Source organism: Mesorhizobium subarcticum (assembly GCF_055456085.1).
The window spans coordinates 2,101,218-2,127,318 of the sequence record NZ_CM144237.1; the positions used below are offsets into that span (position 1 = coordinate 2,101,218).

Consider the following 26,101-nt stretch of genomic DNA (forward strand, 5'->3'; position numbering starts at 1 on the left):
AGGCCTCACGGCGTCTCGAAATTGCTGTGTGGAACGACCAGGCGATATTCGAGGTGGCCGTCCGCGATGTCGAGGCTTGCGGTTCCGCTCAGCGACGCCGGCACCACCCGCTCCAGCGCGACGCTGCCGAAGCGCTTCTGATTCGCCCGGCCGCCACTGTCCCCTATGGTTTCTGCCCATGTCAGCGACAAGGCAACTTCGCCGGTTGCCGCGGTGTTCAGATCGGCGGTCAGCTCGACGTATCCATCCGGCCGGGACAGGGCGCCGTAGCTGACCGAGTTGACGGCAAGGCCATGCATCGCCAGGCCGATATGCAGCGCGGCATTGGGGTTGAGATAGGGGTTGGCGCCCCGAAAGCGCAGGCTGTGCGATGTGTTGGTGCCATAGCGGCCAACCTGGCTCGTCACCAGTTCATGAAGTGCGGCACCTCGCCAGTTGGAAGATGTGACCAGATCCTGGGAGGAGGCCAGCGACTGCAGGCGGCCGCGAAAACGCGTCAGGAAATCGGCTATGCCGTCGGAATAACGACCGGTCTGGGTCGCGATGCTCTGGATGATCGCCAGCAGATTCTTCGAGCGATGGCTGACCTCGCGCAGCAGCGTCGTCAGTGTCTGTTCGCGCCGCTTCTGCTCGGTCGTCTCTACCATGGTGGTGACGACACCTTGCACGTCGCCGGCGTCGCCGTGGTCGGCATCGACCCAGACCTGAAACCAGCGGACACCGTTCTCGACCGGGACACTGATCTCAAGCCGCGCCGGATTGCCGGTGGCGATCACATCGCGCTTGGCGGCGGCGATGCGGTCAGCCTGCGCCATCGGCAAAATGCCATTGCCATCAGCACTGTCCGATACCCAGGGCGCACGCATGTTGCGAGCCCATACGGTCTTCATTTCGCGATCCTGATAGAGGACGGAAATGCCGGCATTGTGCAATGCGTGGAGAAGAGCCCGGCCAAGCTGCATGCCATTCTCTGCCGGATGCAGGGCGATGACTTCGTCGCTCCGCGCGCCTTCCGATTTATCGTCAGTCCTGGAGCGCATTGATCAATCTGTCCACCCAACTCAGGCTGAACGGCTTACTGTCGAATGGGTTCCCAAATGAAATTTCCCCGGAAAACTGTCCCTAAAGCGGTCCGCCGGACGGCGTCCCCTAAAGGATACCGCCCGGCGGTGGCTGGAAACCGTTTGAGGGGTGCGGCTTCCAGTGTTCGCTCGGATCTACGTTCGCTCACGCCCGTTTGAACAGGCCGGCGAGGAGCGAGATGACCAGGAAAGCGAGGAAGATGAAGAACAATATCTGCGCTATGCCAGCGGATGTGCCGGCGATGCCGCCGAAACCAAGCGCGCCGGCTATGATTGCCACGACGAGAAATACGAGCGCCCAGTAAAGCATGGTTCATCTCCTTCCGAATGGTGCGATGAAAACGTGAGTGGATGCGGTTTGTTCCACCTTTTTGCCGAAAAAGACGATGCTTGCAAACCGTTAGAGGCGGAGCGCGCCTCGAAATTCAGGGATGATGGTCCGGTTGCAAAAGGCCGCGCGATGCATCACATCGAACGGCCTTTGACATCGTATGTTCCTGCTAAAAGCAACGAAACTATGCGGCGGCCTTCGCCTGGCGGTCGAAGAACAGCGCCTGGCTGATCAACGCCTTGACCATGTCGGGATTGAACGGCTTGGTCACCAGGAAAGCCGGCTCGGGGCGCTCGCCGGTCAGCAGGCGCTCGGGAAAGGCGGTGATGAAGATCACCGGCACTGAGGTTGACGACAGGATTTCGTTGACCGCCTCGATGCCCGAGCTGCCGTCTGCGAGCTGGATATCGGCCAGCACCATCTTCGGCCGCGTCTTGCCGAACATCGTCACCGCCTCGGCATGGGTGCGCGCCGTTCCAACGACGCGATGGCCGAGGCTCTCGACCATCTCTTCTATGTCCATTGCGATTAGCGGTTCGTCCTCGATGATCAGCACGTCTGTCGCCACCTGGCGGGAAATCTCATTGCTTGCCTGGGCAAGCAGCTCGGAGAATTGCTGGTCGCCGACGTCGAGAATCTCGGCCGCCTCGTCCTCGCTGAAGCCTTCGACGGCAACCAGCAGGAAGGCCTGGCGGGGAAGCGGCGCGATCGCATTGAGATTGGCGGCGGCGCGTTGCTCCCACGCCGATTGCGCCTGCTCCTGGGGCACGCGGATGGCGACCGAGGTGAACAGCTTGGCGAATACCTTGTAGAGCGCGATACGGTCCGTCGATGCCTCGGGGAAGATATCGGTATCGGCGATGATGGCTTCGAGCATCGCGGCGACCAGCGCGTCGCCGCTCTCTTGCGATCCCGAGACAGCGCGCGAGAAGCGGCGCAGGAACGGCAGATGCGGCGCGATGGTGGCGGATAAACTCATGGTAAGACGTCTCCCTCAGAATGACGTTATTGCCTGGATTGCAGGTCAAGCTGATTGCAAGCCCCGCTAATACAACGCGGCTTTTCCGAAAAAGTTCCGCCCCGATGGAACGAAAAGGCCGGACCGGCGTTTGGTGTCGGGATGGGCAACCAGACGAGGGTGCCGCTTGCCTTGTGTTGAGTTGATATGAGCGGCCTGGGTGCTGGGAATATAAGGGCAAAATGAAGGATATGACCAAAGATATTTTGGCTGGCGCCGCGGGCAAGCGCCGGAATGGAGTTGGCGACCCGCTTGGGGCCAACTCCGAAATCGGACGCAAACTCAAACAATATTACGACGAGCTTGTCTCCGACGATGTGCCGGATCGCTTTGCCCAATTGCTCAGCCAATTGGAACAGACCGAACCCGCACAGAAGAAGGACTGAGGCATGGCCGCGGTCTCCCAAGGCTTCAAGACCGATCTGCTTGGGGCAATCCCGAGCTTGCGGGCCTTTGCCGTGTCGCTGACGCAAAATGCCGACAAGGCCGACGACCTCGTTCAGGAAACGCTGGTCAAGGCCTGGGACAAGCATGAGAGCTTCCAGCCCGGCACCAATCTCAAGGCATGGCTTTTCACCATTCTGCGCAATGAATTCTATTCGCAGATGCGCAAGCGCGGTCGCGAGGTGCAAGACAGCGACGGCATCATGACGGCCAGGCTCGCGGTGCATCCGGCCCAGCACGGCCAACTGGACCTCAAGGATTTTCGTGGCGCTCTTGAGCAATTGCCGGAAGACCAGCGCGAGGCCATCATCCTCATCGGCGCATCGGGCTTCTCCTATGAGGAGGCCGCCGAAATCTGTGGTTGCGCGGTCGGAACGATCAAGAGCCGCGTTTCCAGGGCGCGCACGCGCCTGCAGGAAATCCTGAAGATCTCCGGCGAGGACGAATATGGTCCCGACGCGATCTCGGCTCAGGTGACAGGCACCGCCGCGCGTTGACGAGAAGGCCCGGATAAGATCCGGGCCGGCCGCTTGATCTCAAACAGCAGAGCCACGTCCGTAAGCCGCGGCCACCGCTTCGACGAGATCTTCCCCGGAATAGGGCTTGGTCACCAGCCTCACCCCGGGAAAGGATGTCCTGATCTCGTCCGCATCCGAATATCCCGAGGCAAACACAAAAGGCATGCCTGTTTCGCGCAAGCCGGCGGCGAATTCCAGCGTCGAGGTGCCGCCCAGCATCAGATCGACGATGGCGGCGTCGAATTGCGTTGCGACTTTTCGGTCGTCAATCTCTGTCAGGTCGCGGGCGATCACCACCTCTTGTGCGCCGTGGTCACGGCAAAGCTGCTCGACATCCATGGCGATGAGGAATTCGTCCTCCAGCACAAGAATCCGCAATCCGTCAAGCAATGTGGGCACAGGTGAAGGCTCCTTGAAACGCCCGGAGTCATGATCGCTATTGCGCGTGTTGTCATTTAAAAAAGACATGCCTTCAACCCCGGAACTCCGATCCCGGCAAAACGTTTAAATGGACCTGCTGACCGGCAGGCTTTCGAAGAGGGGTCGAAATGCCAGGGCAGAATGGGCGCGCTTTTTCGGGTCGCCAGTATCCTTGCGAGAATTGTCCGTTGCGGCCCTTGCCGGTTTTCCGGGAGTTCGAGAAAGAGGAACTGGCTTTCATCAGCAGGTTCAAGAAGGGCGAACTCGCGGTCGACAAGGGCGCAACGGTCCTCGTGGAAGGAAGCCATAGTGCCCACCTTTACACGGTGTTGTCCGGCTGGGCGTTCCGCTACAAGCTGTTGCCAGATGGTCGCCGACAGATCCTCAATTACCTGATGCCCGGCGATCTCATCGGACTGCAAGGCAGTGTCATGGGGGAAATGCAGCATTCCGTGGAGGCCCTGTCGCCAATGCTGCTTTGCGTTTTCGAGCGCGACAATCTGCATGAGCTCTACCGCAGCCATCCGGGCCTCGGCTACGACATCACCTGGATCGCATCGCGTGAAGAACGGATGCTGGACGAAAACCTGCTCAGTGTCGGCCGGCGCAGCGCGATCGAGCGCGCCGCCTATCTGATTGCTTTCATCGCCAGCCGTGCCAAGGTTGTCGGACTGAACGGGAAGCAATCCATCCAGATACCGATCACGCAACAGCATATCGCCGACACGCTTGGCCTGTCGCTGGTTCACACCAACAAGACGATCCGCAAGCTCATGGACCGCAAGCTGATCCTATGGCGCGACGGCGGCTGCGAGGTCGTCGATATTGAAGGGCTCAAGCAGCTTGCTGGCTGGGAAGGGCTGGGCGAGGGCCGCAGGCCACTGATCTGAAGACGCACCTCTCGCCCATTGATTGGCGGCTGGTGCGTACGCCCATGTTTTGGGCTCTATCTCTTCTTTTGACGCAACTCCGGACGGAAAACCGCTTCACACTTTTTCTCCAGTTGCTCTAGTTTATCCCGATATCGGAACCTTGAGACGCACGGCGCGTTTGAAATCGAACAATCACAAGGAGTTAAGCAATGGCAACCGCCGCAGGGAAGACCGCCAACGAAGCGCGGGCGAATTCGGATCTCGAAGCCGACATCCGGCAGTTGAAGGCTGATATCGACAAGCTCACCAAGCAGTTGGCCAAGACCGGTGAACATGGCTATGGCACAGCGCGCCGCGCGGCCACCGAAGGTGTCGAGCAATTGCGCGCGCAGGGCGAGGCTGCGTTTGACAGCCTTCGCGGCAGTGCCAAGGACATCGAGGCGCAGTTGTTGGCAAATGTCCGCGAAAAGCCGGTGACGTCGCTGGCGATCGCCGCCGGTGTCGGCTTCCTCTTCGCGCTGCTCGCGCGTCGCTAGTCGCGAAAAAATGGGAATGTTCGCGTCCCTGATCTCGGGGCTCGCTTCTGGCGAGACCTTGGCCGCCATGCACCGCGCGCGCACGGCGGCCATCATCTATGTGCTGGCGACAATTGCCGCGCTGTGCGGTCTCGGCTTCCTCATTGGCGCTGCCTACATCTGGGCTGCCTTTCGCTATGGGTCGTTTGCCGCGGCTCTGGGTTTTGGCATCGGTTTTCTGGTTCTCGCGGGCCTGATCCTGTTGATTTACCAGATATCGGCCGGGTCGCGCGCCAGGCGTCGGGCGGAGCGCCGAAAGTCGGACATGACGGCGATCGGCATTACGGCAGCGCTCGCGGTGCTGCCGACCCTTCTCAAGGGCAAAACCGGCTTGGGCGTCATACTCGGGCCGGTTGCCGCGCTTGCGGCTTATGCCATTTACCGCGAGAACGTGAAACCGCGCAGCGACGATACGGATGTCGACAGCAGGAAGTGAGTCCGCAAGGCCCGCTTTCGGGTCATTTCGACAGATCTTCCAGCGGCATCGATATTTCGGCGAAGACGCCTTCCGGCCGGAATTCATGGGTCACCTCGCTTGAGATGACCTTGGCCAGGCTGCGGCGGATGAGGATCGAGCCGAAGCCGTGCCGCTCGGGCGGGGCGACTTCCGGGCCGCCGCTCTCGCGCCAGGTGAGCACCAGGCGCCGGCCGTCCTTTTTGCCTTGTGCCTTCCAGTCCAGATCAACCTTGCCCGATGAAACCGACAACGATCCATATTGCAGCGCGTTGCTGGCCAGCTCGTGCAGGATAAGTCCAAGGCCGACCGCCTGGTCGGGCGACAGCAAAAGGTCGGCGCCGGAGATTGTGATGCGCGGCTGGTCGGCGGCGTCAAAGGGCCTGATCTCGATCTGGACGAGTTCGCGGATGCCGATGCCGCGCCACTCGCGGTCGGACAGGAGATTGTGGGCGATGCCAAGGGCCTGAAGCCGGGCACCGAAAGCCTCGAGGAATTCGCTCGGCTGACGGGCATGACGCACGGTCTGCGTCGCCAGCGCCTGGACGGTCGCCAGCGTGTTCTTGACGCGGTGGTTGAGCTCGCGCAGCAGAAGCCGTTGCCGCTCGTCGCCGAGCTTGCGCTCGGAGATGTCGTAGTTGACGCCGAAGATCAGTGTCGGCTTGCCGTCGCCATCGCGCTCGATGACGCGGCCGCGCGTGGCTATCCAGCGCGGCGGATGAAAGCCTTTCACCCGGTATTCGCCGAAATAGTCGTCACTGCCGGACAGGGCATCGCGAAAGCGGGTTTCGGTCTGGTAGACGTCGCGCGGATCGATGGCGCCCAGGATGTCGCGCGCCCGAAGCCGGGTCGAGCGCGGCAGGTTGAACAGTTCCGACAGCCGGACATCGCATTCGATCATGTCGGTGCGGATATCCCATGCCCAGCTGGCGAGCGAGGCCGCGTCGAGCGCAATGGCGCGCCGTTTTTCCTCGCGTGCCAGTGCTGCCTCGGCGAGGGCGCCGCTGCGGGTCGCCTCCTTCAAGGTGAACAGGTTGGCGGCAAGGCTGGCGAGTGTCTTCAACTGGTCGAGCTCGGTCTGCGACGGAAAGGCGTGCGGCTCGCGGTCGAGCACGCACAGCGTGCCGATCCTCGCGCCTGCCACGACCATCGGCGCGCCAGCATAGAAACGCACATGATGCTTGCCGGTGACCAGCGGGTTGGCTTTGAAGCGCGGGTCCGTCGTCGCGTCGGTCACCACCATGGGCTCGTCGCCGGCGGCGATGGCGTGGGCGCAAAAGGAGATGTCGGTCGCGGTCTCGGTCTCGTCGAGGCCAACGCAGGATTTGAACCATTGCCGCTCGAGATCGACGAGCGTGACCAGGGCGATCGGTGCCTGCATCACCGTGGCGGCGAGGCTGCTGATGCGGTCGAAATCCGGGTCGGCCGCCGTATCCAGCATCTCCAGCCCGTGCAGCACGGCCAGCCGGTCCTTGCCATTGACGGCAAGCGCCACTTCAGCCGGCAGGCTGCCCCCTATGTCCGCCTTGCTATTCACCCCAGTGCCCCAATGTCCGTGCCGGCCTTTGCCGTTTTGCCGCTTCGCCAGGCCGCGGCCGGTCGGCTTTGCCGGAACCATCCTAACGAGGAACCGTTACCCGACCGTGTTTTACCGAGCACGCGAACAGGTACAAAACGAAACAAGGACCGGCCATGACCAAGATCATTCCGCAGGACAAAGCGCGTCAGGGGCGATGGGGCTGGCACGGCCTTCGTATCCTGATTGCCGCGCTTCTTCTGGCTATCGCGGCCTGGGGCATCGCTGAAATTTATGGCCAAACGGCCAAAACGCCAGCGACAGAACAAGGAAGTGCGCCGCGTGGCTAGATTTTCGGCCATCATCGTTCGAGATTGCATCAGGCAGCCTTTGCCTCCGCAACTCTGGCGGGCACCAGGACATTCAACGCGCCAGGCCGAATTTCGATCGTCGTCTCCCGCTCGAGCCTGACCAACTCGCCATCCATGACGGCGCGGAACTTCCTGCTGCCGGAGTGGATTTTCAGGACCGTCCGATCGGATTGATGGATTTCAACATGTTCGTTGTCGCGCCATTTGCCGCGCGCGATGTTGAAGAGGAATTTCATCAGCTCGGCGCGCTGCTGCGCCACCGTGACATAGATGCCAAGCACGCCGCCCGCCGGGTTGTCCGCATAGGGCAGATGGCCTTCACCGAACAGATTGTTGGTGACGCCGATGCCTGATATCTGCGCCGTCATCTCTGCTTCGCCGATGCCAAGCGTAACGTTCATTGCCGGCGGATTGTTGATCGTTTCCCATGCGGCCTTGGCCGAGGCGCCGATCTTTCCCAGGCGCGAACCGAATTCCATCCTCTGGCGCAGCTGCACCATCCTGGCATGCATGCCGATCGAAAACTGGTGGATGAAGGGCCGGCCGTTGGCCGTGGCCATGTCGACCGCGATGATCTCTCCGTCACCAAAGGATTCGAGTGCTGCATCGAGCGACTGCGGAATACCGAGGCCACGTGCGAAAAGGTTCATGGTGCCTGCCGGCAGTATGGCGAGCGCCTTTTTCTTGCCCATCAGCCTGGCACCCGCTGCCGAAATGGTTCCGTCACCGCCACCGGCCAGCACGACATCGACCGCGGGGCGCGAAGCAGCATTGTCGAGGGTTTCCACCACGTCCTTGCCTGCAACCACATCGATGCTCAGCGAGTGGCCCGCCGCCTCCAGTGTCTGATACATCCTGTCGGAAAAAGCGGCTAGGTCAGTGCTGCGCAAGGTGCCGCCGTCCCGGTTCAGCACCGCCGCGAATTTCATGCCCCGCTCCGTTATGCCAGCCCAAAACAGGCCGGAAAAACCCAGCCGCAGGCTGAAACGTGGCGATGCAGGAAAGGTTCCTTTGGAAGGGTGCAATTCCGCGCGTGTTCTTCAATCGCCGCACAACCGCTCCGGGTTTTTTGGCCGGGAAATCCTCGCCAATTTTGTCGGAACAACAGCATGGTCACGACGTTGTGAACCCGTAGAGATGCCGCGCCCGATCTTCCCCAGCGACGGTTCAACCGGACGCGGCGTGCACGAAATCACGCACCAGGAGAGACTATCATGATACGCACCCTTTTAGCCACGACCGCACTTGCAACGCTGATCGCGACCGGTGCCTTCGCGCAGAGCGCGACGACGTCAGCCCCTGCCGCCGCCCCCGCTGTTGAGGAGCCGGCCGCAGCCGCTCCTGTGCCGCACGCGGAAGGCAGTATCGTCACCAACATCATTGGTGAATCCGTCTATAACGGCACCGGCGATGACGCCGAGAACATCGGCAAGGTCAGCGATGTCGTCTTCGACAAGGATGGCATGGCGAAATCCGTCGTCATCGGCGTCGGCGGCTTTCTGGGCGTCGGGGCGAAGAATGTCGCCTTCGACTACGATAAGCTGCAGTGGGCCGAAAAGAACGGCGACCGCTGGTTGGTGGCCCAGACATCCAAGGACGAACTGACGGCGCATCCGGAGTTCGACAGCAAGCCTTACGATCCGGCACCGGCGCCTGCCGCTTCCACCGACGCGTCAGCCCCTACGGCGCCCGCGACGACGGATACAGCACAGGCGCCAGCCGCCGCCCCAGCCGAGCCTGTCAAGCGCGCTGATGGCAATCTCGCCACCAAAATAATCGGCGAAACCGTCTACAATGGCACCGGCGATGACGCCCAGAACATCGGCAGCGTCAACGACATCGTGCTGACCAAGGATGGCAAGGCCGAATCCCTGGTCATCGGCGTCGGCGGCTTCCTTGGTCTCGGCGCCAAGAATGTCACCTATGATTTCAGCAAGGCACAGTGGGCCGAGAAGAATGGCGACCGTTGGCTGGTGGCCCAGACCACCAAGGAAGAGTTGACGGCACAGCCGGACTTCAACCGTAAGGCTTATGATCCGGTGCCGGCAACCACTGCGTCGAGTGCTCCGGCAGCAACCGCTCCTGCCGCCGCCCCGGCCGACAAGACCGCTGCAGCTCCGGCCGCACCCGACGCCTCGGCGCCCGACCAGACGGAGACCGCCGCCATCGACAAGTCGACGCTGACCGCGATGCCGATTGGCGAAATCAGGGCCGACGACCTGAAGGGCACCACCGTCTATGGCGCCAATGACGCCAAGGTCGGCGAGATCGGCGATGTCGTGCTGACGCCTGACAAGAAGACCGATGCGGTGATCGTCGATGTCGGCGGGTTCCTCGGCATCGGCGCGAAGGAAGTCGCTGTCGGCCTGGATAATCTCAAATTCATGACCGACAAGGATGGCAAGAAGTATCTCTATACGACCTTCACCAAGGAGCAGCTTCAGGCGCAAACCGCCTATGACAAGGGCAGCTATGCGCAGAAGCGCGACCAGCAGCGTTTGATCGTGCAGTAATTTTGTTCAGCCGGTGAAAAGCCCGCGCCGACAACGGCGCGGGCTTTTTCATGTCAGGTGAGGAGGAAGGCCGGCGACGTGGCCGGCGACACCATTTTCCGTCAACTCCGCCAGCGCCAGTGACTGGTCGAGATGTTCGGCCCGCCAAGCGAGAAGCCGCTCGGCGAATTCCAGGCGGGTGGACAGATGCGCGGGGCTGTTGGCGAGGTTGATCAGTTCGCCAGGGTCTGCCTCGACGTTGAAAAGCAAGGGTGGCAGGCCGCCGCCAAAATGCACGTATTTGAATTTCTTGGTGCGGATGACAGCCAGGTTGCATTGGCGCGAGGCAATGCCGAAATGCTGCTCAGGCTCGCCGCCCGCTATCGAGCGGAAATCGAACTCCCAATGCGCGGCATCTCGCCAGATAGCGGGGGTCCCGCCGCTCAGGAATGGTTTCAGCGAGCATCCGTCGAGATGCGGCTCAGGCGCCTCGCCAAGCAGGTCGATAAGCGTGGGCAAGATGTCTACCGCTTCGGTGAAGCGATCGACCGTGCTGCCCGCAGCCTTGCGATGCCGTGGATCGCGAATGATCAGCGGGATGTGGTAGCTGCCGTCGAAATAGCCGCCCTTGCCCAGCATGAAATGGTCGCCCATCATCTCGGCGTGGTCCGAGGTGAGGACAATGACTGTGTCGTTCCACGCGCCTGAAGCCTTGAGCGACTGCCATATCCGCCCGAGCTGTGCGTCGACCTCTGAGATCATGCCGTAATAGATCGCCCGGATGCGGCGGAAATCATCCTCGCTCCAGTCGTGCACCTTGCCTGCGGCGCCCGGGCGGAAGTTCGCGCGTTTCTTCCTGCTGAGATCATAAGCGAGATAGGGATGGCTCTGCGCTTCGGCCCGCCAGCTCTCCGCGCGGTGAAAGGCGGGGCCGTCGGCTGGATCGTATAGTGTGTTGAAGGGTTCCGGCACGATGAAGGGCGGGTGCGGGCTGATGAAGGACAGATGCGCAAACCACGGCGTGGCCTGTTCCTGCTCGCCTAGCCAGCGGATGAACTCACCCGCCATGAAAGCCGTTGGCGTATGGTCTTTTGAATAGATTGGCGGTGCCTCGGTCACGCCATCGACGTGGCCATCTTCGTCCACGGCACGGTGGATGTCCGGGGATCCGGCGCTGGCATCGATGCCCTGCAGCTTCAGCCAGGACAACCACTGTTTCTGATGCTCCGGCAGCAGCTGGCGCACTGTGAATCCGGGCAGCACGCCCTCATAGCTTTTCAGCCTCGGATCATCAGGCGCCAGCAGGCGCGGATCGAGCGAGACGTCGGTGTAGCCGAACAAGGTTGGGTCATACCCCGTTTTGCGCGCATGCTGCGCGATGTTGCCGTGACGGGCATCGAGCGGTGAGCCATTGCGGCAGACGCGGTTGTTCATCTGGTAGAGGCCGGTGTAGAGGCACGCGCGCGCCGGCGAGCAAGGTGCCGCGCCGCCATAATGCTGTTTGAACAGCACGCCCTCGGCGGCCAGTGCGTCGGCATTCGGTGTCTTCACCACGAGGTGGCCGGCGGCAGACAGGCAATCACCGCGCCACTGGTCGCAGGTGATCAGGAGAACGTTGGGGCGCCTGGCTTTTCCTGTCACTCGCGACACCTTTCGCTGTATGTTCGAATGCAGCTCATGGAACCGATTTCCGGCAACGGCGCAAGGCCACCTGCACTAGCCAATTGGTGAACAAATCTCTTTTGATTGTTCACTTTTACTGAACAGTCCATTCTGTGTTTGCCGCCTTTGCCGCAAGCAGGGCTGTCCTCATATTGGCGTGGACAGCGGCAAGGGCCGCACGAACACCAAGGGAAGGAGCAAGACATGCTCGACCAGATCAAGGGCCTGCATCACGTCACCTCGATGGCCAGGGATGCCCGGCAGAACAATGATTTCTTCACCCACAAGCTAGGCCAGCGCCGGGTCAAGAAGACCGTCAATTTCGACGCGCCCGATGTCTACCACCTCTATTATGGTGACGAGGCCGGCACGCCCGGTTCGGTGATGACCTATTTTCCGTTTCCCAACATCGGCAAGGGCCGTCATGGTGTCGGCGAAGTCGGCACCACGGCTTATTCCGTCCCGGAAGGCACGCTCGCCTATTGGGAAAAGCGCTTCGCCGACGAGGGTGTGACCGGTGTTTCCCGCGAGGAAAGTTTTGGTGAGAAGCGGCTCCGATTTGCCGGCCCGGATGGCGACGGTTTCGCGCTCGTCGAGGACAAGGCCGATAGCAGAGCACCGTGGGTCAAGGGCGGCGTTCCAACCGGCGAAGCGATCCGTGGCTTCCACTCGGTTTCGCTCAGGCTGAAGGATGGCGGCGCCACCGAGGAGCTGTTGAAGTTCATGGGCTACGAGGAAGTCGATAAATCAGGCAATATCAGACGGCTTGCCGTGAAGAACGGCAACGGTGCCGATGTCATAGACATCGAATCGCTGCCGACCGCGCCCTTCGCCGATCTCGGCGCCGGCTCGGTCCACCATGTTGCTTTCGCCGTCGAGAACCGCGCCAAGCAGCTCGAAGTGCGCAAGGCGTTGATCGATACCGGCTATGGGGTAACGCCTGTCATCGACCGCGATTACTTCTGGGCGATCTATTTCCGCACGCCGGGCGGCGTGCTGTTCGAAGTCGCCACCAACGAGCCGGGATTCGACCGCGATGAGGACACCGCGCATCTGGGTGAGGCGCTGAAGCTGCCGACGCAGCACCAGCATCTCCGGCCCTATCTCGAACAGCATTTGCAGAAGCTGGAAGGCTAAGGCCATGAGCAAGGACGCTTACATCCACAGGGCGCTGCCCGGTTCGCCGGGCGGTCCGCTGCTTTTCGTCTTCCATGGCACGGGAGGCGACGAGGGCCAGCTTGTCTCGCTGGGGCGCGATCTCGTGCCCCAGGCCACCATCATCTCGCCGCGCGGCGATGTCTCCGAACACGGTGCGGCGCGCTTTTTCCGCCGCACTGGCGAGGGCGTCTACGACATGGACGATCTGGCGCGGGCGACGGACAAGATGGCTGAATTCGTCAAGGCGCATGTCGAGGCGACGAAGCCATCGGCGGTGCTGGGCCTCGGCTATTCCAACGGCGCCAACATACTGGCATCGCTGGTGTTCGAAGCCCCCGACCTGTTCGACGCCACGGTGCTGATGCATCCGCTGATCCCGTTCGAACCGCAGGTGAAGGGCAGCCTTTCCGGTCGCCACATCCTGCTGACCGCCGGCAAGCGCGACCCGATCTGCCCGCCGAACCTGACGACGCGGCTCGAGGCTTATTTGCGTGCCGATGGCGCCGATGTCACAGTGGAGTGGCACGAAGGCGGGCACGAGGTGCGGCCGAATGAAATCGAGGCGGCCCGGCGGCTCTTCGCCGGTGTCGCTCAAGGAGTGTAGAAATGCCCGACCAACTGCCTGAAATCGAACTCGAAGACCGCGGCTCCAAGGGGCGCTATGTCCTGCGCGGTCCCGGCGGTGCCGAGGCCGAGATGACCTTCACCAAGATCGGCGAACACCAGATCATCATCGACCACACGGAAGTGCCGGACGCATTTCGCGGCCAGGGTGCCGGGCTTCGGCTCGTCACCCGTGCCGTCGAGGATGCCCGGGCAGTGGGCAAGAAGATCATCCCGCTTTGTCCCTTCGCCAACGCCCAGTTCCGCCGCCATCCGGAATGGGCCGACGTGCTGAAGCAGTAGGGGCGCGCAAGCACCTCGTCGATCGGTGTGCATGGGAAGAAGCGGGCGGTCGCGGTAGCCGATTGGCTTTGTAATTTGCCGCGACCGGATATCTTGCCTAGATATGATATATCGCCGTGCCGACAAACGAAGTGAATGATCCCCCTATGACCGAAACAGACCTCGTCCCCGTCTTCGACGGCCACAATGATACGCTGCTGCGACTTTATCAGTCGAAGGACACGGATCTCGAAAAGCTGTTCATCGAGGGCAAGTCGGGCGGTCACATCGACCTGCCGCGGGCCAAGGCCGGCGGCTTTGCCGGCGGCATGTTCGCCATTTTCCCGCCGCCGGTTGAGAAGGCCAGGCGCAGCGCCGTGCCGTTGGCGCCGAGCGACAGCGAGCCGCTGCCGCCCGAGGTGCCGCGCGCCGATGCGCTCAACTCGACGATCGCGATGGCCTCGATCCTGTTCCGGCTGGAACGCGCCGGAGCGTTGGCCGTCTGCCGCACTGCCGCCGACATACACAACGCCATGGCCAAAGGCACGATCGCCGCCGTGTTCCACATCGAAGGCGTCGAGGCGATCGATCCCGAACTCACCATGCTCGATGTGCTGCACGCGGCCGGCCTGCGCTCGCTCGGCATCGTCTGGAGTCGGCCGAATGCTTTCGGTCACGGCGTGCCGTTCCGCTTTCCGTCCTCGCCGGATACCGGCCCGGGCCTGACCGATGCCGGCAAGGCCCTGGTCAAGGCCTGCAATCAGCTGAAGATCATGATCGATCTTTCGCATCTCAACGAGAAGGGTTTTCGCGATGTCGCTGGTCTCAGCGACGCGCCGCTGGTCGCCACGCACTCCAATGTGCACGCGATCTGCGGCCATTCACGCAATCTCACCGATTGGCAACTCGGCGCGATCCGCGAGTCCGGCGGCATGGTCGGGTTGAACTTCGCCACCGGATTTTTGCGCGAGGACGGCCGCATGAACGCCGACACCAGCCTCGACATCATGGTGCGCCATGTCGATTCGCTGCTGCAGGCGCTGGGCGAGGACGGCGTCGGTCTCGGTTCGGATTTCGACGGCGCCATGATTCCGGCCGTCATCGGTGACGTCGCCGGCCTGCCGAAGCTGATCGATGCGTTGGCCGCGCGCGGTTTCGGCCGGGCATTGATCGAAAAAATCGCCTATCGCAATTGGTTGAACATGCTTGAAAAGACAATTGGATAGCGCGCAGGCGCTATTCGAAACCAATTCTTTTGAGCCAGTCCTTGCCGACGCCACGATCGCGGATGATCGGCAGCGGATTTTCTGAATCAAGCCGGGCGCAGATGCGGTAGACTTCGAGCGTCTCGGCGCTCATCTCGTCGCGCTTGTAGAAGAACATGGCGGCGGCGTAGCGCGTGCGGCCGGACCATTGTTCGCCAAGCGGCGTGTTGACCAGCTCCCACTGCTCTGCGGCTTCCCCATCTTCTTGTAGCTTGTCGGCTTCGTCGGCCATGGTCAGAAATCCGCTGGCGGATTGGCGGTGCGGCGGTCGAGCTTGATGAAAGGCCGTGCCACCACCTTGGCCCGTTTCATCAGCTTCTGATACTGCAGCTCGCGCATGGCGTAGATCTCGACCCAGAGGTCCTCGACCAGCGTATCACCATACGGCCGCTCCAGCGAGGCGATGGCGATGTTGCGCTTGGCCATCGGCGACCACATGGCAGCGCTGACCAGGCCGACCTCCTGGCTTTTCTTGTGGTAGACGATGGCGTGTTCGGCCGGGATGTTGCCCTCGATCTCCAGCCCGACCAGCACATGGCGCAGCTTGCGTTTGGCGCGCGCTTCGAGGATGGCGCGGCGGCCGTTGAAATGACCTTTTCCCGGATCGATCATGAAGCCCAGCCCGATCTCGTCGGGCCGGCGCAAGCGGTCGGCGCGGATGGCGTGTTCGGCGGTGGTGAAATCGGCATTGGCAACGATCAGCCCGGCCTCGAGCCGGGCGCGGTTGAGCGCGGTGTAACCGATGGCCCTGATACCGCGCAGTTCGCCCGCTGTCATCAACCGATCCCACAGGCTCAGCGCCTTGTCCGCCGAAACGAACAGTTCGTAGCCGAGGTCACCGGTGAAGCCGGTGCGCGATATGGTGACGGTGCCGCCATCATGGGCAAACTCGGCGAGGTCGAAGATCTTCAATCGCTCGACGCCGGCAAAGCCGGCATCGCGCAGTACGGCGAAGGAGGTTGGCCCCTGCAGCGCGAGCCCGGCGACCGCCTCGGTTTCCTCCTCGACGATGACGTCGAAGGCGATGGCGCTGTCGAGCAGCCAGGGTAGATGCCGCTCTTGCGAACACAGGCGGAAGCGCGTCGGCGACAGCCGGAACAGAGTGCCGTCGTCGAGGACAAAACCCTCATCGTCGCACCAGGCCGTATAGTGGACGCGAGCGGGCCTAAGGCTGGTGACGTCGCGCAAGGTGACGCGGTCCAGGAAGGCTTCGGCGTCCGGCCCCTCGATCCGGTATTTGGTCATTGGCGAGATGTCGAACAGTGCTGCCTGGCTGCGTATGGCGAAATATTCGAGCTCCTCGTCCCATAGAGAGTGCGGTGCGCGGTAGCCGGCCCAATTGTACCAGTCCTGGGTTTTGGCCAGCGCATCGAGGCGCGGCTGGAATGGCGTGCCAAGGCGCAGCGTGCGGAAATGGCCTTGGGCTACGATGCGCGCGGAAACAGCCGCATTGGCTGTGTTTGCAACGGGCTTCTTTCTGGTCGCCTGGGCCATGATTCTATCCCTTCATCGCAATGATGCGTCGTGCGGCGTTCAAGCCCGGTGCGCCGGAGACGCCACCGCCCGGATGCGAGCCAGCGCTGGCCAGAAACAGCCCTTCGAGCGGCGTGTCGTAGCCTGACCAGCCGGGGACGGGCCGCGAGATCAGCATCTGGTCGGCCTGCAGTTCGCCATGGTGCCAGTGGCCGCCCGGCATGCGATAGCGCGCCTCGATATCGGCCGGCGTCAGCAGCTCGGCATGGACGACGCTCTTGCCGATGCCGGGCGCGTAAGCCTCTAGCTGCGCCATCACAGTCCGAAGGAATTTTGGCTTGCCAGCATCCCAGCCTTCCTTCAACGCATAGGGCGCGTATTGCACCACCGCCGACAGCACACAGGCACCATCAGGCGCAAGCGAGGGTTCGGCGAGGCTGGGCAGGGTGATCTCCATCACCGGCTCGGGCGAGAACTCGCCATATTTGGACGGGTTGAAGGCGCGCTCGACATGATCGGGCGAGGGCGCGATGACGAGCCGGCCCTTGTGGGAGGCTGCATCGGCGCCGGTGAATTGCGGCGGCCGGTCGAGCGCCAGATTGAGCTTGGCGGCGTCGCCCTTCATGCGGATGTTTTTCACCTTGCGCACGAAGCCGGTGTCGATTTCGCGCGGCCCGACAAGGTCGAGGAACGTGGTTGCCGGATTGATGGCCGACACGATGGTCCTGGCGCGCAGCTCCTCGCCAGTGTCGAGCACGGCGCCGACAACGCGGCCCTTCTCGACGATGATTTTTGCGACGGTAACCGATGTGCGGATGGTGACGCCAGCTTTCTCCGCCGCAGCGCGGATGGCGGCGACGACCGCTCCCATGCCTCCCTTTGGCAGAGCTTGCGCACCGGATGCACCGCCGGTCTCGCCAGCCAGGCGATAATAGAGGCCTAGCAACGACGTCGGCGAGCGCGGGCCGAGATGGCTGCCAAGCGTTGCGTCGAAGGCGAGCAGGCCTTTCAGCCTGTCGTCCTCGAGCTGTTCGTCGAGCAGGTCGGCGACATTCATCAACAGCACGCGCAGGAAGTCGCGCATATCCTCCTTGCCGAGTTTTTTCAGCGCCAGTGCGGTCTGGCCGAGGGACGCGGTCTCCAGCAACGACATGCCAGCGAGATCCGGCGCGCGTCGGGAGAGGAACGGCTTCAGGATGCCGGCATAGCGCAGCAGCTGCGCGCGCAATTCCTTCCAGGCGGATTGCTCGGAGGAACTGGCGCCGGTCAGCACTTCGCCATAGGCGCCATGCAGGACCAACGATGGGCCATCCTTCGAGAGTGCCACCGACGGAAGGAAGTCCGTGCGGGCAAATTGCAGCCCATGCTTCTCCAGTTCCAGCGTCTTCGCCACATCGGGATGCAGACGGTTCAGCACATGAGCGAGTGATGAGGCGCGAAAACCCGGGGCGAATTCCTCGGTGCGCGCGGCGCCGCCGACTTCGCTTCCGGCTTCCAGCACCAGCACCTTGTGGCCGGCCTTGCCAAGCGTGGCAGCAGTGACGAGGCCGTTGTGGCCGCCGCCAATGACGATTGCATCAAATGACGTCATGGGCCGGGCTCATATGCGAGGTGGATTTGGCGAGATCGCGCAGGATCTCGGCGGCGGCGTTGCGGCCGGGCGCACCCATGACGCCGCCGCCGGGATGGGTCGAGGAGCCGCACATATAGAGGCCGCCAACCGGGGAGCGATATTGCGCGTAGCCCGGCACGGGGCGGTTGAACAGCAGCTGGTCGAAGGTCAGTTCGCCCTGAAAAATGTTGCCTTCGGTGAGGCCGACCTCGGCCTCGATCTCGCGTGGCGTGCGCACCTCCATATGGACGATGCGGTCGCGGAAACCGGGTGAATACTCGGCGATCTGCGAAATCACGCTTTCCGCGAAACCGTCGCGGTCGGCATCGGTCCAGTCGCGGCCGTTCACCTTGGGTGGCGCATACTGCACGAAGCAACTCATGAAGTGTTTGCCCGGCGGCGCCATGGTCGGGTCGAGCGTCGTCGGGATCACCATGTCGAGGAACGGGTCAGACGACCAGCGCCCGGCCTTCCAGTCGTCATAGGCGCGTTCCATGCGCTCTATCGAATCGGTGAAATGCATGTCGCCGCGATAAACCGGCGAATCCTTCGGCAGTGCTGGGAATTCCGGCAGCGAATCGAGGGCGATGTTAACCTTGCCGGAGGAGCCGCGGATCTTGAAGTTTTTCACCCGGCGCAGGAAAATGTCGGGCAGTTCCTTTTCCTCGACCAGCTTGAGGAAGGTGCGCTTCACGTCGGCATTGGAGACGACGAGCTTGCCGTAAATCTCCTCGCCGCCGGCCAGCACCACCCCCTTGGCCTTGCCTCGGCCAACCAGCACATGATCGACCTCTGCGCCGGTCCGGATGGTTCCGCCCGACGCCTTGAACGACGCGGCCAGCGCTTTCGTAACCGCGCCCATGCCGCCGCGCGCATAGCCCCAGGCGCCAACGGAGCCGTCGACCTCGCCCATATAATGGTGCAGCAGAACGTAAGCGGTGCCGGGCGACATCGGCCCGAGTGCTGTGCCGATGATGCCGGACAAAGCGAAGTTCGCCTTGATGACATCGGTCTCGAAATATTCGTCGAGGAATTCCGAGATCGACATCGTCCAGAAACGCAGCGTCAGCGCCATTTCCTCGGCCGAAAGGCCGGCGAATTTCTTGCCGAGATAGAGCAGCTCGCCGAGATCGCGCGGCTTGAGGCTGGTGGGGTCGGGGGCGGTGCGCATCAGCAGTGGCTGGATGAAGCGACACTGCCGCGTCACGTCGCGAGCGTAGCGGTCATAGGCTTCGGCGTCGCGCCTGGAGAAGCGCGCGAATTCGCGCCGGTGCGCATCGTGGTCGCGGTAGTTGGCGAGGTAGTCGCCGTCGCGGGTGAACACCGCGCCGCCCTCATAGGAAATGACCTGCAGGCCGAAGCGCGGCAGTTCGAGGTCGCGCATGATCTCGGGGCGGAACAGCGAGCAGACATAGGAGCAGTTGGAGTAGAGAAAGCCCGGCGTCAGCTCGCGGCTGGTGGCGGCACCGCCGACCCATTCGTTCTTCTCGACCACCAGCACGTCGAGCCCAGCGCGCTGCAGGTAGCAGGCATTGACCAGGCCGTTGTGTCCGCCTCCGATAATGATCGCGTCCCAAGCTTTCATTGTGGCCCTGTTCTCATGTGCGACCCGCTGTTCATTTTTGCGTGATCTATTCCCGAATGCGCGGAATTTGGCACGATAACAGCCATTCTGTCCAGCCATACTGAATGAATGTTCAACAAATGATGTTGCGTTTTCCCTGACATGCGCTACGCTTTGCCGATATTCGACAGTGCGCAATTTCGGCGATTGGGGACCGAGAGCCGATGATCGAAACGGCAGATGCCGAGCCGGAGTATGACGACACCGCCATCCGCTTCCTCGAGGCGCTGTGGGGCGATGGCTACCTGTCGCCGGGCGGGCCTGAAGAGGTCGACCGGGTGATCGAGGGACTTTCGCTCAAGGGCAAGACGATCCTCGACATCGGCTGTGGCTCCGGCGGCATCGCGCTGCATCTGATCGAGCGCCATGGCGCTGCCCACACCACCGGTTTTGATGTCGAACAGCCGGTGATCGAGGCGGCCCGGCAACGTGCTGCGGCGCGTGGGTTGGAGCAGAAGGCCAGCTTCATCCAGGGGCCACCGGGACCGCTGCCTTTCGCCGATCGCTCCTTCGATGTCGTCTTCTCCAAGGATGCGCTGCTGCACGTGCCTGACAAGGACGCGCTCTTCGCCGAGATCTTCCGCGTACTGAAGCCGGGCGCCGTCTTTGCCGCCTCCAACTGGATGATTGGCCATGACGGTGAACCGTCGCCCGAGATGAAGGCCTATGTCGCCGCCGAGGGGCTGTCCTTCGCGATGGCCTCGCCGGCGCGCTATGCGCAGGCGATGCGTGGCGCCGGCTTTACCGATGTCACCGTGCGCGACCGCAATCCCTGGTACCGGGAGGTGGCGCGCGGAGAGCTCGCGCGGCTCAAGGGGGCGCTCTACGCACAAGCCGCCGCCGCGGTCGGCGCGGCCTATGTCGACAAGAACATCAAGACCTGGGAGGCAATGCAGAAGGTGCTTGACAGTGGCGAGCACCGTCCCACTCATCTGCGCGGTTGGAAGCCGGTAGGATAGCCGGCAATGCTGGAGACCGTCACATCCATGAAGACTTCCGAGGCCAGGGACATTCTCGCCGAAACGGCGCGAAAGGGCGATGCCGAAAAGCGCGGCCGCAAGGCTTCGAAGGAGGTCCGTCAGCTGCAGCTGATCGAGGCGACGATCGATTCGCTGGCCAAGCGCGGCTACGCCGAGACGACGATGGCCGATGTCGCCGATGGCGCGGGCCTCTCGCGAGGCATCGTCAACTTCCATTTCGAGAGCAAGGAAAAGCTGCTGATCGCCACGCTGCAGCACATGTATGACGAGTATTCGGCGCATTGGCGCGCTTCGCTGCAGAAGGCAGGCGACGATCCGGCGCGACAGCTGCAGCAACTGGTGTGGGCCGACTTCGATCGCTCGATCTGCAACAAGCGCAAGCTCGCCGCCTGGCTGGCCTTCTGGGGCGAGGCCAAGTCGCGGCCGACCTATCAGGCGCTGAGCAGTTCGCGCGATAATTATTACCAGCAGGTCTTCATCGATCTCTGCACGACGCTCAAGCAGAGCGGCTCCTATGCCTATGAGCCGCAGGTGATGGCGCTGGCGCTGTCGGCCATGCTGGAGGGGCTGTGGCTGCGGCTGATGATGGGCACCGAGGACACAACGCGCGAAACAGCCTTGCAGGCGGCCAACGCTTTCTTGGCCTCTGCCTTCCCGAAGCATTACGGTTAGCAACAGCTCGCCGCCAAGACCCGCAAGACCAAAAGAGGATGGAACAGCATGAAGAAACTTAGCCGACGCCTGACATTGACATTGGCGCTGGGCGGCGCGCTTGCGGCTTCGGCCACAGCGTTCGCCGTCGCCGCCGACAAGGACCTGATCGTGTTCGACTGGTCCGGCTACGAGGATCCGAGCTTCCATCCGAAATATGTCGAGAAGAACGGCGATTCGCCGACCTTTGCCTTTTTCGGTGACGAGGACGAGGCGTTCGAGAAGGTGCGCTCCGGCTTCAAGTCCGACCTCGGTCATCCCTGCTCGCAGAGCGTGACGAAGTGGCGCGAAGCCGGGCTGCTGCAGCCGCTCGACACCTCGAAGATCACGGGCTGGAAAGACCTCAATCCCGGCATCATGGCGATGAAGAATCTCGCCACGACCGCCGACGGCAAGGCGTGGTTCATGCCTTGGGACTGGGGCAACACGCAGCTCACCTACAACTCCTCCAAGATCGACGCCAAGGACGTGCAGTCGCTGAAGGCGTTTGCCGATCCGAAGTTCAAGGGCCGGGTGTCGATCGGCGACAATGTCGACGATGCCTATGCGCTGGCGGCGCTTGCCATCGGCATGAAGGACTGGACCACGATGACGGACGACCAGTTCAAGCAGGCGTCCGACTTCCTGCGCCAGGTGCACAAGAACGTCCGCTCCTATTGGACCGACACCACCGATATCGTGCAGCTGTTGAGTGGCGGCGAGGTCGACCTCGCCTGGGCCTGGAACGACGCGACGGTGCAGTCCGCCAAGGCAGGCGTGCCGATCAAGTCCATAAAGGACACCAATGAAGGCATCTCGACCTGGGTCTGCGGCTATGTGCTGTTCAAGGACGCGCCCGGGAACATCGACAAAGCCTATGACTATCTGAATGCCGTCAACGATCCGGAGACCGCCAAGGTGCTGGTTAAGGACTGGGGCTATGGCCAGGCCAACGCCAAGGGCATGGCTGGCGTCGATCCGGCGATCCTCAAGGAAAAAGGCTATGACGACGTGCAGAAATTCGTCGACAAGACGCTGTTCCAGTCGCCGCTGCCGTCCGACCTCAAGCTGAAGATGATCGCCGAGTTCGAGAAGATCAAAGCCGGGTATTGATCCCATATCGACTGCCCGTCCGCTGCCGACATGGTGGGCGGACGGGCCTCGCCAAAGCAGATGATTTCTCCTAACCTCGCAGCAGCTTTTCGCGAAGGGGGAGTTTCGCCATGACGTCAGTGCTGCGCCGCCTTGCCCTTGCCGCTGCCTGCATGATCGGCGCCGGCGCGGTCTATGCCTTCGCGGCAGGCGGCGGCGATCTCGTGGTGTTCGACTGGTCCGGGTACGAGGATCCGTTGCTGCATCCCGCCTACACCGCCAAGTATGGCGCCGAGCCGACCTTCGCATTCTTCGGAGACGAGGACGAGGCCTTCGAGAAGATGCGGGCGGGCTTCAAGACCGACATTGCGCATCCCTGTTCGCAAAGCGTGGCGAAATGGCGCGATGCAGGCCTGCTGCAGCCGCTCGATACGTCCCGGATTGCCGGCTGGAAGGACCTCAATCCAGGCATCATGGGGATGAAGAACCTCACCACCACCGCCGACGGCAAGGCCTGGTTCATGCCGTTCGACTGGGGCAATACGGCACTGCTCTACCGCACCGACAATGTGACGGCTCAAGAAGCGCAATCGTTGCGGATTCTGGCCGATCCGAAATTCAAGGGCCGCGTCACCATCGGCGACAATGTCGACGACGCCTACGCGCTGGCAAGCTTGGTCATCGGTCTCAAGGACTGGACCAAGATGACCGACGCGCAGTTCAAGGAGGCCTCCGATTTCCTGCGCCAGGTGCACAAGAATGTTCGTCTGTACTGGACCAACTCGAGCGATATCGACCAGGCTTTTTCTGGCAATGAGGTCGACCTCGCCTGGGGGTGGGGCCAGACACTTATCGCGATGAACGGGCAAGGTGTTCCCGTCGCCATGAATCGTGACACCAAGGAAGGCATGTCGACCTGGGTGTGCGGCTACGTGCTGATGAAGGACGCGCCAGGCAAGCTTGACCAGGCCTATGATTTCCTGAGCGCGGTCAATGGGCCTGGCATTTCGAAGTACATGGTCACAACGTTCGGCTACGGTCATGGCAACAGCGCCGGAATGGCCGCGATCGACCACAAGGTGCTGGCCGAGCGCGGCTTCGACGACATCGACAAGTTCCTCGACAAGACGCTGTTCCAGCAGCCGGTGGCGCCGGAGCTGAAGAAGCGCATGGTCGACGAGTTCGAGAAGATCAAGGCCGGCTATTGACGCGCAAACTGGAAAAAACCGACGTCATCATCGTCGGCGCCGGCTTCACCGGCCTGTCGGCGGCGCTTGAACTAAAGCAGGCCGGCGTCGATTTCGTGCTGCTCGAGGCGCGGGATCGCGTTGGCGGACGCGTCGAGGCCAGGCACAACGGACTTGGCGAGCGCATCGACCGCGGCGGCCAGTTTCTGTGCGAGGACATGCCGGAAGTGATGGCGCTTGCCAGGACGCGCGGCAAGACGCTGGTCGAGACGTATGTCGAGGGCGATTTCATCACCCATCCGTCGATGTCGGTCGAACAGGCCGAACGGACCTACCACGGCGCGATGGCGATCCGCGAGCGCATGAACAGGATCGAGCCGGACGATCCCTCGATAGACGGCATGAGCGTCGCCACCTGGCTTGAACGCCAGCATGATCCCACCGACGCCAAGACGGCTTTCCGGTCGATGATCGAAGGCCTGTGGTGTCTGCCGATGGACAGGGTGCCGCTCTGGTACCTGATCGACAATGACCGCCGGATCACCAACGAAGTGCCGGAGCTGCAGTATTTTCTGCGCGGGACCATGCAGTCTCTGGCCGAGGATCTGGCTGGCGATCTCGGCGGCCGGGTGCGGCTGAATGAGCCGGTCACGCGCATCGAGTACGGGCCGCATGGCGTTCGTGTCGTCTCGGCCAACAGCACGATCGAAGCGCGCCAAGTGCTGGTCGCCCTGCCGCCGGCGACGGCCGCGAAGCTCGACTTCGCGCCCGCTTTGCCGCTCTCTCTCGGACGGGCGCTCGGCGTCTGGGAAAGCGGCGCTGTGATCAAGGTGCTGGTGCGCTATCCCAAGCCGTTCTGGCGCGAGCGGGGCTTGAGCGGCATGGTGATGTGGCGCGACCTGCCGGGACTGTTTGCCTGCGACGCCAGCAGGGACGCGGAGCATGCCGCGCTCGTCGTCTTTATCGGCGGACCGCTGGCGCTGCGCTGGCGAGGGCTGAGGGAGGCGGAACTGCGTGCTGAAGTGACGGCGCGATTGCAGGACGCCCTCGGGCCGGATGCCGGCGATGTCATCGATTTCAGTTCGCGCGACTGGATACAGGACCGCTGGAGCGGTGGCGCCTACAGCGACCTCATTGTCGACGTGACGGCATGGGATGCAGAGCGAACGATTCTGGCGGGCGCGCCGCCAGTCCATTTCGCCGCTTCGGAACTGTCGCCGTCATTCCCGGGGTATGTCGAGGGTGCGATCGTTGCCGGGCGCATCGCGGCGCGCAAGATCATGGCGCAGCTTCAGTCCCCCATCGCCACCAGCGCTTCGGGATCGTAGGCGAGGCGGATGGAGGTGCCGACGGGAATGTCGTCGGCGCCGAAATCGTTGGTTTCGGTAACCGACAGCGGCTTTTCCAGGCCCGGTATCTCGACGATCAGATGGGTGATCTCGCCGAAATAGTGGCGTTCGACCACCTTGCCGGCGACCTCGAATTTTGCCGTCGCATTGTCCCACAGCACGCGCAGGCGCTCGGGCCGGATCCCAAGCGTGGCGCCACCGCCATTGCGCACGAAGGCCTTCGGCTTGTCGGTTTTCACACGCCCGAAGCCCAACGTATCGACGACCAGCGAAGCCGCATTTTCCTCGACGATCTCAGCCTTGACGAAATTCATGCCGCCGAGGAAGTCGGCGACCTGGCGGTTGACCGGCCGCTGGTAGATTTCCTTGGGCGAGGCGACCTGCGCTATTCGGCCGCCGAACATCACCGCGATGCGGTCGGACATGGCGAGCGCTTCGTACTGGTCGTGGGTGACCAGCACGAAGGTGATGCCGACGGCCTGCTGCAGGCGCCGCAGTTCGACCTGCATCTGCTCGCGCAATTTCTTGTCCAGCGCTGACAGCGGTTCGTCGAGCAGCAGCACCTTGGGCCGCATGACGAGCGCACGCGCGAGCGCCACACGCTGGCGCTGGCCGCCGGACAGTTCTGTCGCCAGACGCTTGCCAAGCCCGGTCAGCGACACTTGCGCCAATGCCTCCTCGACGCGGCGCTTCTCCTCACCGCCCTGCAGTTTCAGCCGCTTCAGCCCGTAGGCGACATTCTGCTCGACATTGAGGTGCGGGAAGATGGCGTAGCTCTGGAAGACCATGTTGGTCGGCCGGCGGTTTGCCGGAATGCCTTCCATTGGCTGGCCGCCTACCGCGATCGAACCGCTGGTCGGGTTGTCGAAGCCGGCGATCATGCGCAGCAGCGTGGTCTTGCCGCAGCCGGACGGGCCGAGGAGCGAGAAGAACTCGCCCTCCCTGATGGTCAAGGAGGCGTCGTCCAGCGCCTTGAACGATCCATAGCTCCGGGTGACGTTGCGGATTTCGATCATAGCCCGATCAGATTG

At 62.5% G+C, this 26,101-nt stretch carries 28 protein-coding genes; 16 read left to right on the forward strand and 12 right to left on the reverse strand.

The features are described from left to right. Positions 1–5 precede the first annotated feature (5 nt). The 3 genes from ACZYHG_RS10265 to ACZYHG_RS10275 all read right to left on the reverse strand — a co-directional run bounded on the left by ACZYHG_RS10265 (position 6) and on the right by ACZYHG_RS10275 (position 2,392). Positions 6–1,040 carry a sensor histidine kinase gene (locus tag ACZYHG_RS10265; RefSeq protein ID WP_464613686.1) on the reverse strand — a complete coding sequence of 345 codons (1,035 nt, stop codon included), beginning with the start codon at positions 1,038–1,040 and terminating at the stop codon, positions 6–8. Between the two features lie 187 nt (positions 1,041–1,227). Further along, entirely contained in the window at positions 1,228–1,392 is a 165-nt protein-coding gene (locus ACZYHG_RS10270; protein WP_027031438.1) for a DUF1328 domain-containing protein, read from the reverse strand. Between the two features lie 205 nt (positions 1,393–1,597). Further along, the gene (locus ACZYHG_RS10275; RefSeq protein ID WP_027031437.1) at positions 1,598–2,392 is read right to left on the reverse strand and encodes a response regulator; all 795 of its coding nucleotides are present in this window, start codon (positions 2,390–2,392) and stop codon (positions 1,598–1,600) included. A gap of 221 nt (positions 2,393–2,613) precedes the next feature. Between ACZYHG_RS10275 and ACZYHG_RS10280 the strand changes: the two genes are divergently transcribed. Both ACZYHG_RS10280 and ACZYHG_RS10285 read left to right on the forward strand, forming a co-directional pair. Beyond that, positions 2,614–2,817, forward strand: coding sequence for a NepR family anti-sigma factor (locus ACZYHG_RS10280; protein WP_027031436.1), 204 nt, complete (start codon positions 2,614–2,616; stop codon positions 2,815–2,817). 3 nt (positions 2,818–2,820) lie between these two features. Next, positions 2,821–3,372 (forward strand): RNA polymerase sigma factor, encoded by a 552-nt coding sequence (locus ACZYHG_RS10285; RefSeq protein WP_027031435.1) that lies wholly within the window; start codon positions 2,821–2,823, stop codon positions 3,370–3,372. A gap of 39 nt (positions 3,373–3,411) precedes the next feature. Here ACZYHG_RS10285 and ACZYHG_RS10290 read toward each other — a convergent pair whose 3' ends face one another. Continuing rightward, the gene (locus tag ACZYHG_RS10290) at positions 3,412–3,792 is read right to left on the reverse strand and encodes a response regulator (protein WP_464613687.1); all 381 of its coding nucleotides are present in this window, start codon (positions 3,790–3,792) and stop codon (positions 3,412–3,414) included. 149 nt (positions 3,793–3,941) lie between these two features. Between ACZYHG_RS10290 and ACZYHG_RS10295 the strand changes: the two genes are divergently transcribed. The 3 genes from ACZYHG_RS10295 to ACZYHG_RS10305 all read left to right on the forward strand — a co-directional run bounded on the left by ACZYHG_RS10295 (position 3,942) and on the right by ACZYHG_RS10305 (position 5,696). Beyond that, the gene (locus tag ACZYHG_RS10295) at positions 3,942–4,703 is read left to right on the forward strand and encodes a Crp/Fnr family transcriptional regulator (protein ID WP_464613688.1); all 762 of its coding nucleotides are present in this window, start codon (positions 3,942–3,944) and stop codon (positions 4,701–4,703) included. 191 nt (positions 4,704–4,894) lie between these two features. After that, the gene (locus ACZYHG_RS10300) at positions 4,895–5,221 is read left to right on the forward strand and encodes an ElaB/YgaM/YqjD family protein (RefSeq protein ID WP_069090305.1); all 327 of its coding nucleotides are present in this window, start codon (positions 4,895–4,897) and stop codon (positions 5,219–5,221) included. A gap of 10 nt (positions 5,222–5,231) precedes the next feature. After that, positions 5,232–5,696, forward strand: coding sequence for a hypothetical protein (locus ACZYHG_RS10305; RefSeq protein WP_464613689.1), 465 nt, complete (start codon positions 5,232–5,234; stop codon positions 5,694–5,696). A 22-nt stretch (positions 5,697–5,718) separates the two neighbouring features. On the opposite strand, the gene ACZYHG_RS10310 is transcribed toward ACZYHG_RS10305, so the two are convergent. Next, positions 5,719–7,251: a sensor histidine kinase gene (locus ACZYHG_RS10310; RefSeq protein ID WP_464613690.1), complete on the reverse strand. Its 1,533-nt coding sequence runs from the start codon at positions 7,249–7,251 to the stop codon at positions 5,719–5,721. Between the two features lie 155 nt (positions 7,252–7,406). On the opposite strand from ACZYHG_RS10310, the gene ACZYHG_RS10315 reads away from it, so the two are divergent. Beyond that, complete coding sequence (locus ACZYHG_RS10315; protein ID WP_464613691.1) at positions 7,407–7,580, forward strand: hypothetical protein; 174 nt, start codon at positions 7,407–7,409, stop codon at positions 7,578–7,580. A gap of 29 nt (positions 7,581–7,609) precedes the next feature. Here ACZYHG_RS10315 and ACZYHG_RS10320 read toward each other — a convergent pair whose 3' ends face one another. Next, positions 7,610–8,530: a diacylglycerol/lipid kinase family protein gene (locus tag ACZYHG_RS10320; RefSeq protein WP_464613692.1), complete on the reverse strand. Its 921-nt coding sequence runs from the start codon at positions 8,528–8,530 to the stop codon at positions 7,610–7,612. A 285-nt stretch (positions 8,531–8,815) separates the two neighbouring features. Here ACZYHG_RS10320 and ACZYHG_RS10325 point away from each other — a divergent pair, with 285 nt between their 5' ends. Next, entirely contained in the window at positions 8,816–10,114 is a 1,299-nt protein-coding gene (locus ACZYHG_RS10325; protein WP_464613693.1) for a PRC-barrel domain-containing protein, read from the forward strand. Positions 10,115–10,162: 48 nt separating this feature from the next. Here the strand turns inward: ACZYHG_RS10325 and ACZYHG_RS10330 are convergent, their stop codons facing one another. Continuing rightward, positions 10,163–11,734, reverse strand: a complete 1,572-nt coding sequence (locus ACZYHG_RS10330; protein ID WP_464613694.1) for an alkaline phosphatase family protein — start codon at positions 11,732–11,734, stop codon at positions 10,163–10,165. Between the two features lie 225 nt (positions 11,735–11,959). On the opposite strand from ACZYHG_RS10330, the gene ACZYHG_RS10335 reads away from it, so the two are divergent. The 4 genes from ACZYHG_RS10335 (at position 11,960) to ACZYHG_RS10350 (ending at position 15,024) form a co-directional block, all read left to right on the forward strand. Then, positions 11,960–12,892 (forward strand): VOC family protein, encoded by a 933-nt coding sequence (locus ACZYHG_RS10335; protein ID WP_464613695.1) that lies wholly within the window; start codon positions 11,960–11,962, stop codon positions 12,890–12,892. A 4-nt stretch (positions 12,893–12,896) separates the two neighbouring features. Then, the gene (locus tag ACZYHG_RS10340) at positions 12,897–13,517 is read left to right on the forward strand and encodes an alpha/beta hydrolase (RefSeq protein ID WP_464613696.1); all 621 of its coding nucleotides are present in this window, start codon (positions 12,897–12,899) and stop codon (positions 13,515–13,517) included. Positions 13,518–13,519: 2 nt separating this feature from the next. Next, a complete protein-coding gene (locus ACZYHG_RS10345; RefSeq protein ID WP_027031425.1) occupies positions 13,520–13,819 on the forward strand; it encodes a GNAT family N-acetyltransferase in 300 nt (99 codons plus the stop codon). A 146-nt stretch (positions 13,820–13,965) separates the two neighbouring features. Further along, positions 13,966–15,024, forward strand: a complete 1,059-nt coding sequence (locus tag ACZYHG_RS10350) for a dipeptidase (protein WP_464613697.1) — start codon at positions 13,966–13,968, stop codon at positions 15,022–15,024. 10 nt (positions 15,025–15,034) lie between these two features. On the opposite strand, the gene ACZYHG_RS10355 is transcribed toward ACZYHG_RS10350, so the two are convergent. Genes ACZYHG_RS10355 through ACZYHG_RS10370 form a run of 4 tightly spaced genes read right to left on the reverse strand, consistent with a single transcriptional unit; the run spans position 15,035 to position 19,733 of the window. Continuing rightward, on the reverse strand, positions 15,035–15,295 hold the full coding sequence (locus ACZYHG_RS10355; RefSeq protein WP_027031423.1) for a hypothetical protein: 261 nt from the start codon (positions 15,293–15,295) through the stop codon (positions 15,035–15,037). A 2-nt stretch (positions 15,296–15,297) separates the two neighbouring features. Then, positions 15,298–16,557: an aminomethyltransferase family protein gene (locus tag ACZYHG_RS10360; protein ID WP_464613698.1), complete on the reverse strand. Its 1,260-nt coding sequence runs from the start codon at positions 16,555–16,557 to the stop codon at positions 15,298–15,300. Positions 16,558–16,561: 4 nt separating this feature from the next. Continuing rightward, positions 16,562–18,127, reverse strand: a complete 1,566-nt coding sequence (locus ACZYHG_RS10365) for a phytoene desaturase family protein (protein WP_464613699.1) — start codon at positions 18,125–18,127, stop codon at positions 16,562–16,564. After that, on the reverse strand, positions 18,114–19,733 hold the full coding sequence (locus ACZYHG_RS10370) for a phytoene desaturase family protein (RefSeq protein WP_464613700.1): 1,620 nt from the start codon (positions 19,731–19,733) through the stop codon (positions 18,114–18,116). Before ACZYHG_RS10370 ends, ACZYHG_RS10365 begins: the two co-directional genes overlap by 14 nt. Before the next feature lie 203 nt (positions 19,734–19,936). Between ACZYHG_RS10370 and ACZYHG_RS10375 the strand changes: the two genes are divergently transcribed. The 5 genes from ACZYHG_RS10375 (at position 19,937) to ACZYHG_RS10395 (ending at position 25,049) form a co-directional block, all read left to right on the forward strand. Beyond that, the gene (locus tag ACZYHG_RS10375; protein ID WP_464613701.1) at positions 19,937–20,731 is read left to right on the forward strand and encodes a methyltransferase domain-containing protein; all 795 of its coding nucleotides are present in this window, start codon (positions 19,937–19,939) and stop codon (positions 20,729–20,731) included. Between the two features lie 27 nt (positions 20,732–20,758). Further along, the gene (gene betI / locus ACZYHG_RS10380) at positions 20,759–21,424 is read left to right on the forward strand and encodes a transcriptional regulator BetI (RefSeq protein WP_430515879.1); all 666 of its coding nucleotides are present in this window, start codon (positions 20,759–20,761) and stop codon (positions 21,422–21,424) included. A gap of 48 nt (positions 21,425–21,472) precedes the next feature. Beyond that, the gene (locus ACZYHG_RS10385; protein WP_464613702.1) at positions 21,473–22,555 is read left to right on the forward strand and encodes an ABC transporter substrate-binding protein; all 1,083 of its coding nucleotides are present in this window, start codon (positions 21,473–21,475) and stop codon (positions 22,553–22,555) included. Positions 22,556–22,665: 110 nt separating this feature from the next. Continuing rightward, positions 22,666–23,742: an extracellular solute-binding protein gene (locus ACZYHG_RS10390; RefSeq protein WP_464613703.1), complete on the forward strand. Its 1,077-nt coding sequence runs from the start codon at positions 22,666–22,668 to the stop codon at positions 23,740–23,742. Beyond that, complete coding sequence (locus ACZYHG_RS10395) at positions 23,739–25,049, forward strand: flavin monoamine oxidase family protein (protein WP_464613704.1); 1,311 nt, start codon at positions 23,739–23,741, stop codon at positions 25,047–25,049. Before ACZYHG_RS10390 ends, ACZYHG_RS10395 begins: the two co-directional genes overlap by 4 nt. On the opposite strand, the gene ACZYHG_RS10400 is transcribed toward ACZYHG_RS10395, so the two are convergent. Continuing rightward, positions 25,013–26,086 (reverse strand): ABC transporter ATP-binding protein, encoded by a 1,074-nt coding sequence (locus ACZYHG_RS10400; protein ID WP_027031414.1) that lies wholly within the window; start codon positions 26,084–26,086, stop codon positions 25,013–25,015. The two genes, ACZYHG_RS10395 and ACZYHG_RS10400, sit on opposite strands and share 37 nt — an antisense overlap. Between the last annotated feature and the right edge of the window lie 15 nt (positions 26,087–26,101).

What these genes read in the sequence shown, in the direction of transcription:
- ACZYHG_RS10335 (WP_464613695.1), top strand. Translation starts at nt 11,960, where the DNA reads ATGCTCGACCAGATCAAGGGCCTGCATCACGTCACCTCGATGGCCAGG.
- ACZYHG_RS10400 (WP_027031414.1), bottom strand. Translation starts at nt 26,086, where the DNA reads ATGATCGAAATCCGCAACGTCACCCGGAGCTATGGATCGTTCAAGGCG.
- ACZYHG_RS10265 (WP_464613686.1), bottom strand. Translation starts at nt 1,040, where the DNA reads ATGCGCTCCAGGACTGACGATAAATCGGAAGGCGCGCGGAGCGACGAA.
- ACZYHG_RS10365 (WP_464613699.1), bottom strand. Translation starts at nt 18,127, where the DNA reads ATGACGTCATTTGATGCAATCGTCATTGGCGGCGGCCACAACGGCCTC.
- ACZYHG_RS10295 (WP_464613688.1), top strand. Translation starts at nt 3,942, where the DNA reads ATGCCAGGGCAGAATGGGCGCGCTTTTTCGGGTCGCCAGTATCCTTGC.
- ACZYHG_RS10270 (WP_027031438.1), bottom strand. Translation starts at nt 1,392, where the DNA reads ATGCTTTACTGGGCGCTCGTATTTCTCGTCGTGGCAATCATAGCCGGC.
- ACZYHG_RS10370 (WP_464613700.1), bottom strand. Translation starts at nt 19,733, where the DNA reads ATGAAAGCTTGGGACGCGATCATTATCGGAGGCGGACACAACGGCCTG.
- betI (WP_430515879.1), top strand. Translation starts at nt 20,759, where the DNA reads ATGAAGACTTCCGAGGCCAGGGACATTCTCGCCGAAACGGCGCGAAAG.
- ACZYHG_RS10275 (WP_027031437.1), bottom strand. Translation starts at nt 2,392, where the DNA reads ATGAGTTTATCCGCCACCATCGCGCCGCATCTGCCGTTCCTGCGCCGC.
- ACZYHG_RS10385 (WP_464613702.1), top strand. Translation starts at nt 21,473, where the DNA reads ATGAAGAAACTTAGCCGACGCCTGACATTGACATTGGCGCTGGGCGGC.
- ACZYHG_RS10285 (WP_027031435.1), top strand. Translation starts at nt 2,821, where the DNA reads ATGGCCGCGGTCTCCCAAGGCTTCAAGACCGATCTGCTTGGGGCAATC.
- ACZYHG_RS10375 (WP_464613701.1), top strand. Translation starts at nt 19,937, where the DNA reads ATGATCGAAACGGCAGATGCCGAGCCGGAGTATGACGACACCGCCATC.
- ACZYHG_RS10350 (WP_464613697.1), top strand. Translation starts at nt 13,966, where the DNA reads ATGACCGAAACAGACCTCGTCCCCGTCTTCGACGGCCACAATGATACG.
- ACZYHG_RS10300 (WP_069090305.1), top strand. Translation starts at nt 4,895, where the DNA reads ATGGCAACCGCCGCAGGGAAGACCGCCAACGAAGCGCGGGCGAATTCG.
- ACZYHG_RS10280 (WP_027031436.1), top strand. Translation starts at nt 2,614, where the DNA reads ATGAAGGATATGACCAAAGATATTTTGGCTGGCGCCGCGGGCAAGCGC.
- ACZYHG_RS10340 (WP_464613696.1), top strand. Translation starts at nt 12,897, where the DNA reads ATGAGCAAGGACGCTTACATCCACAGGGCGCTGCCCGGTTCGCCGGGC.
- ACZYHG_RS10360 (WP_464613698.1), bottom strand. Translation starts at nt 16,557, where the DNA reads ATGGCCCAGGCGACCAGAAAGAAGCCCGTTGCAAACACAGCCAATGCG.
- ACZYHG_RS10390 (WP_464613703.1), top strand. Translation starts at nt 22,666, where the DNA reads ATGACGTCAGTGCTGCGCCGCCTTGCCCTTGCCGCTGCCTGCATGATC.
- ACZYHG_RS10355 (WP_027031423.1), bottom strand. Translation starts at nt 15,295, where the DNA reads ATGGCCGACGAAGCCGACAAGCTACAAGAAGATGGGGAAGCCGCAGAG.
- ACZYHG_RS10315 (WP_464613691.1), top strand. Translation starts at nt 7,407, where the DNA reads ATGACCAAGATCATTCCGCAGGACAAAGCGCGTCAGGGGCGATGGGGC.
- ACZYHG_RS10325 (WP_464613693.1), top strand. Translation starts at nt 8,816, where the DNA reads ATGATACGCACCCTTTTAGCCACGACCGCACTTGCAACGCTGATCGCG.
- ACZYHG_RS10320 (WP_464613692.1), bottom strand. Translation starts at nt 8,530, where the DNA reads ATGAAATTCGCGGCGGTGCTGAACCGGGACGGCGGCACCTTGCGCAGC.
- ACZYHG_RS10345 (WP_027031425.1), top strand. Translation starts at nt 13,520, where the DNA reads ATGCCCGACCAACTGCCTGAAATCGAACTCGAAGACCGCGGCTCCAAG.
- ACZYHG_RS10305 (WP_464613689.1), top strand. Translation starts at nt 5,232, where the DNA reads ATGGGAATGTTCGCGTCCCTGATCTCGGGGCTCGCTTCTGGCGAGACC.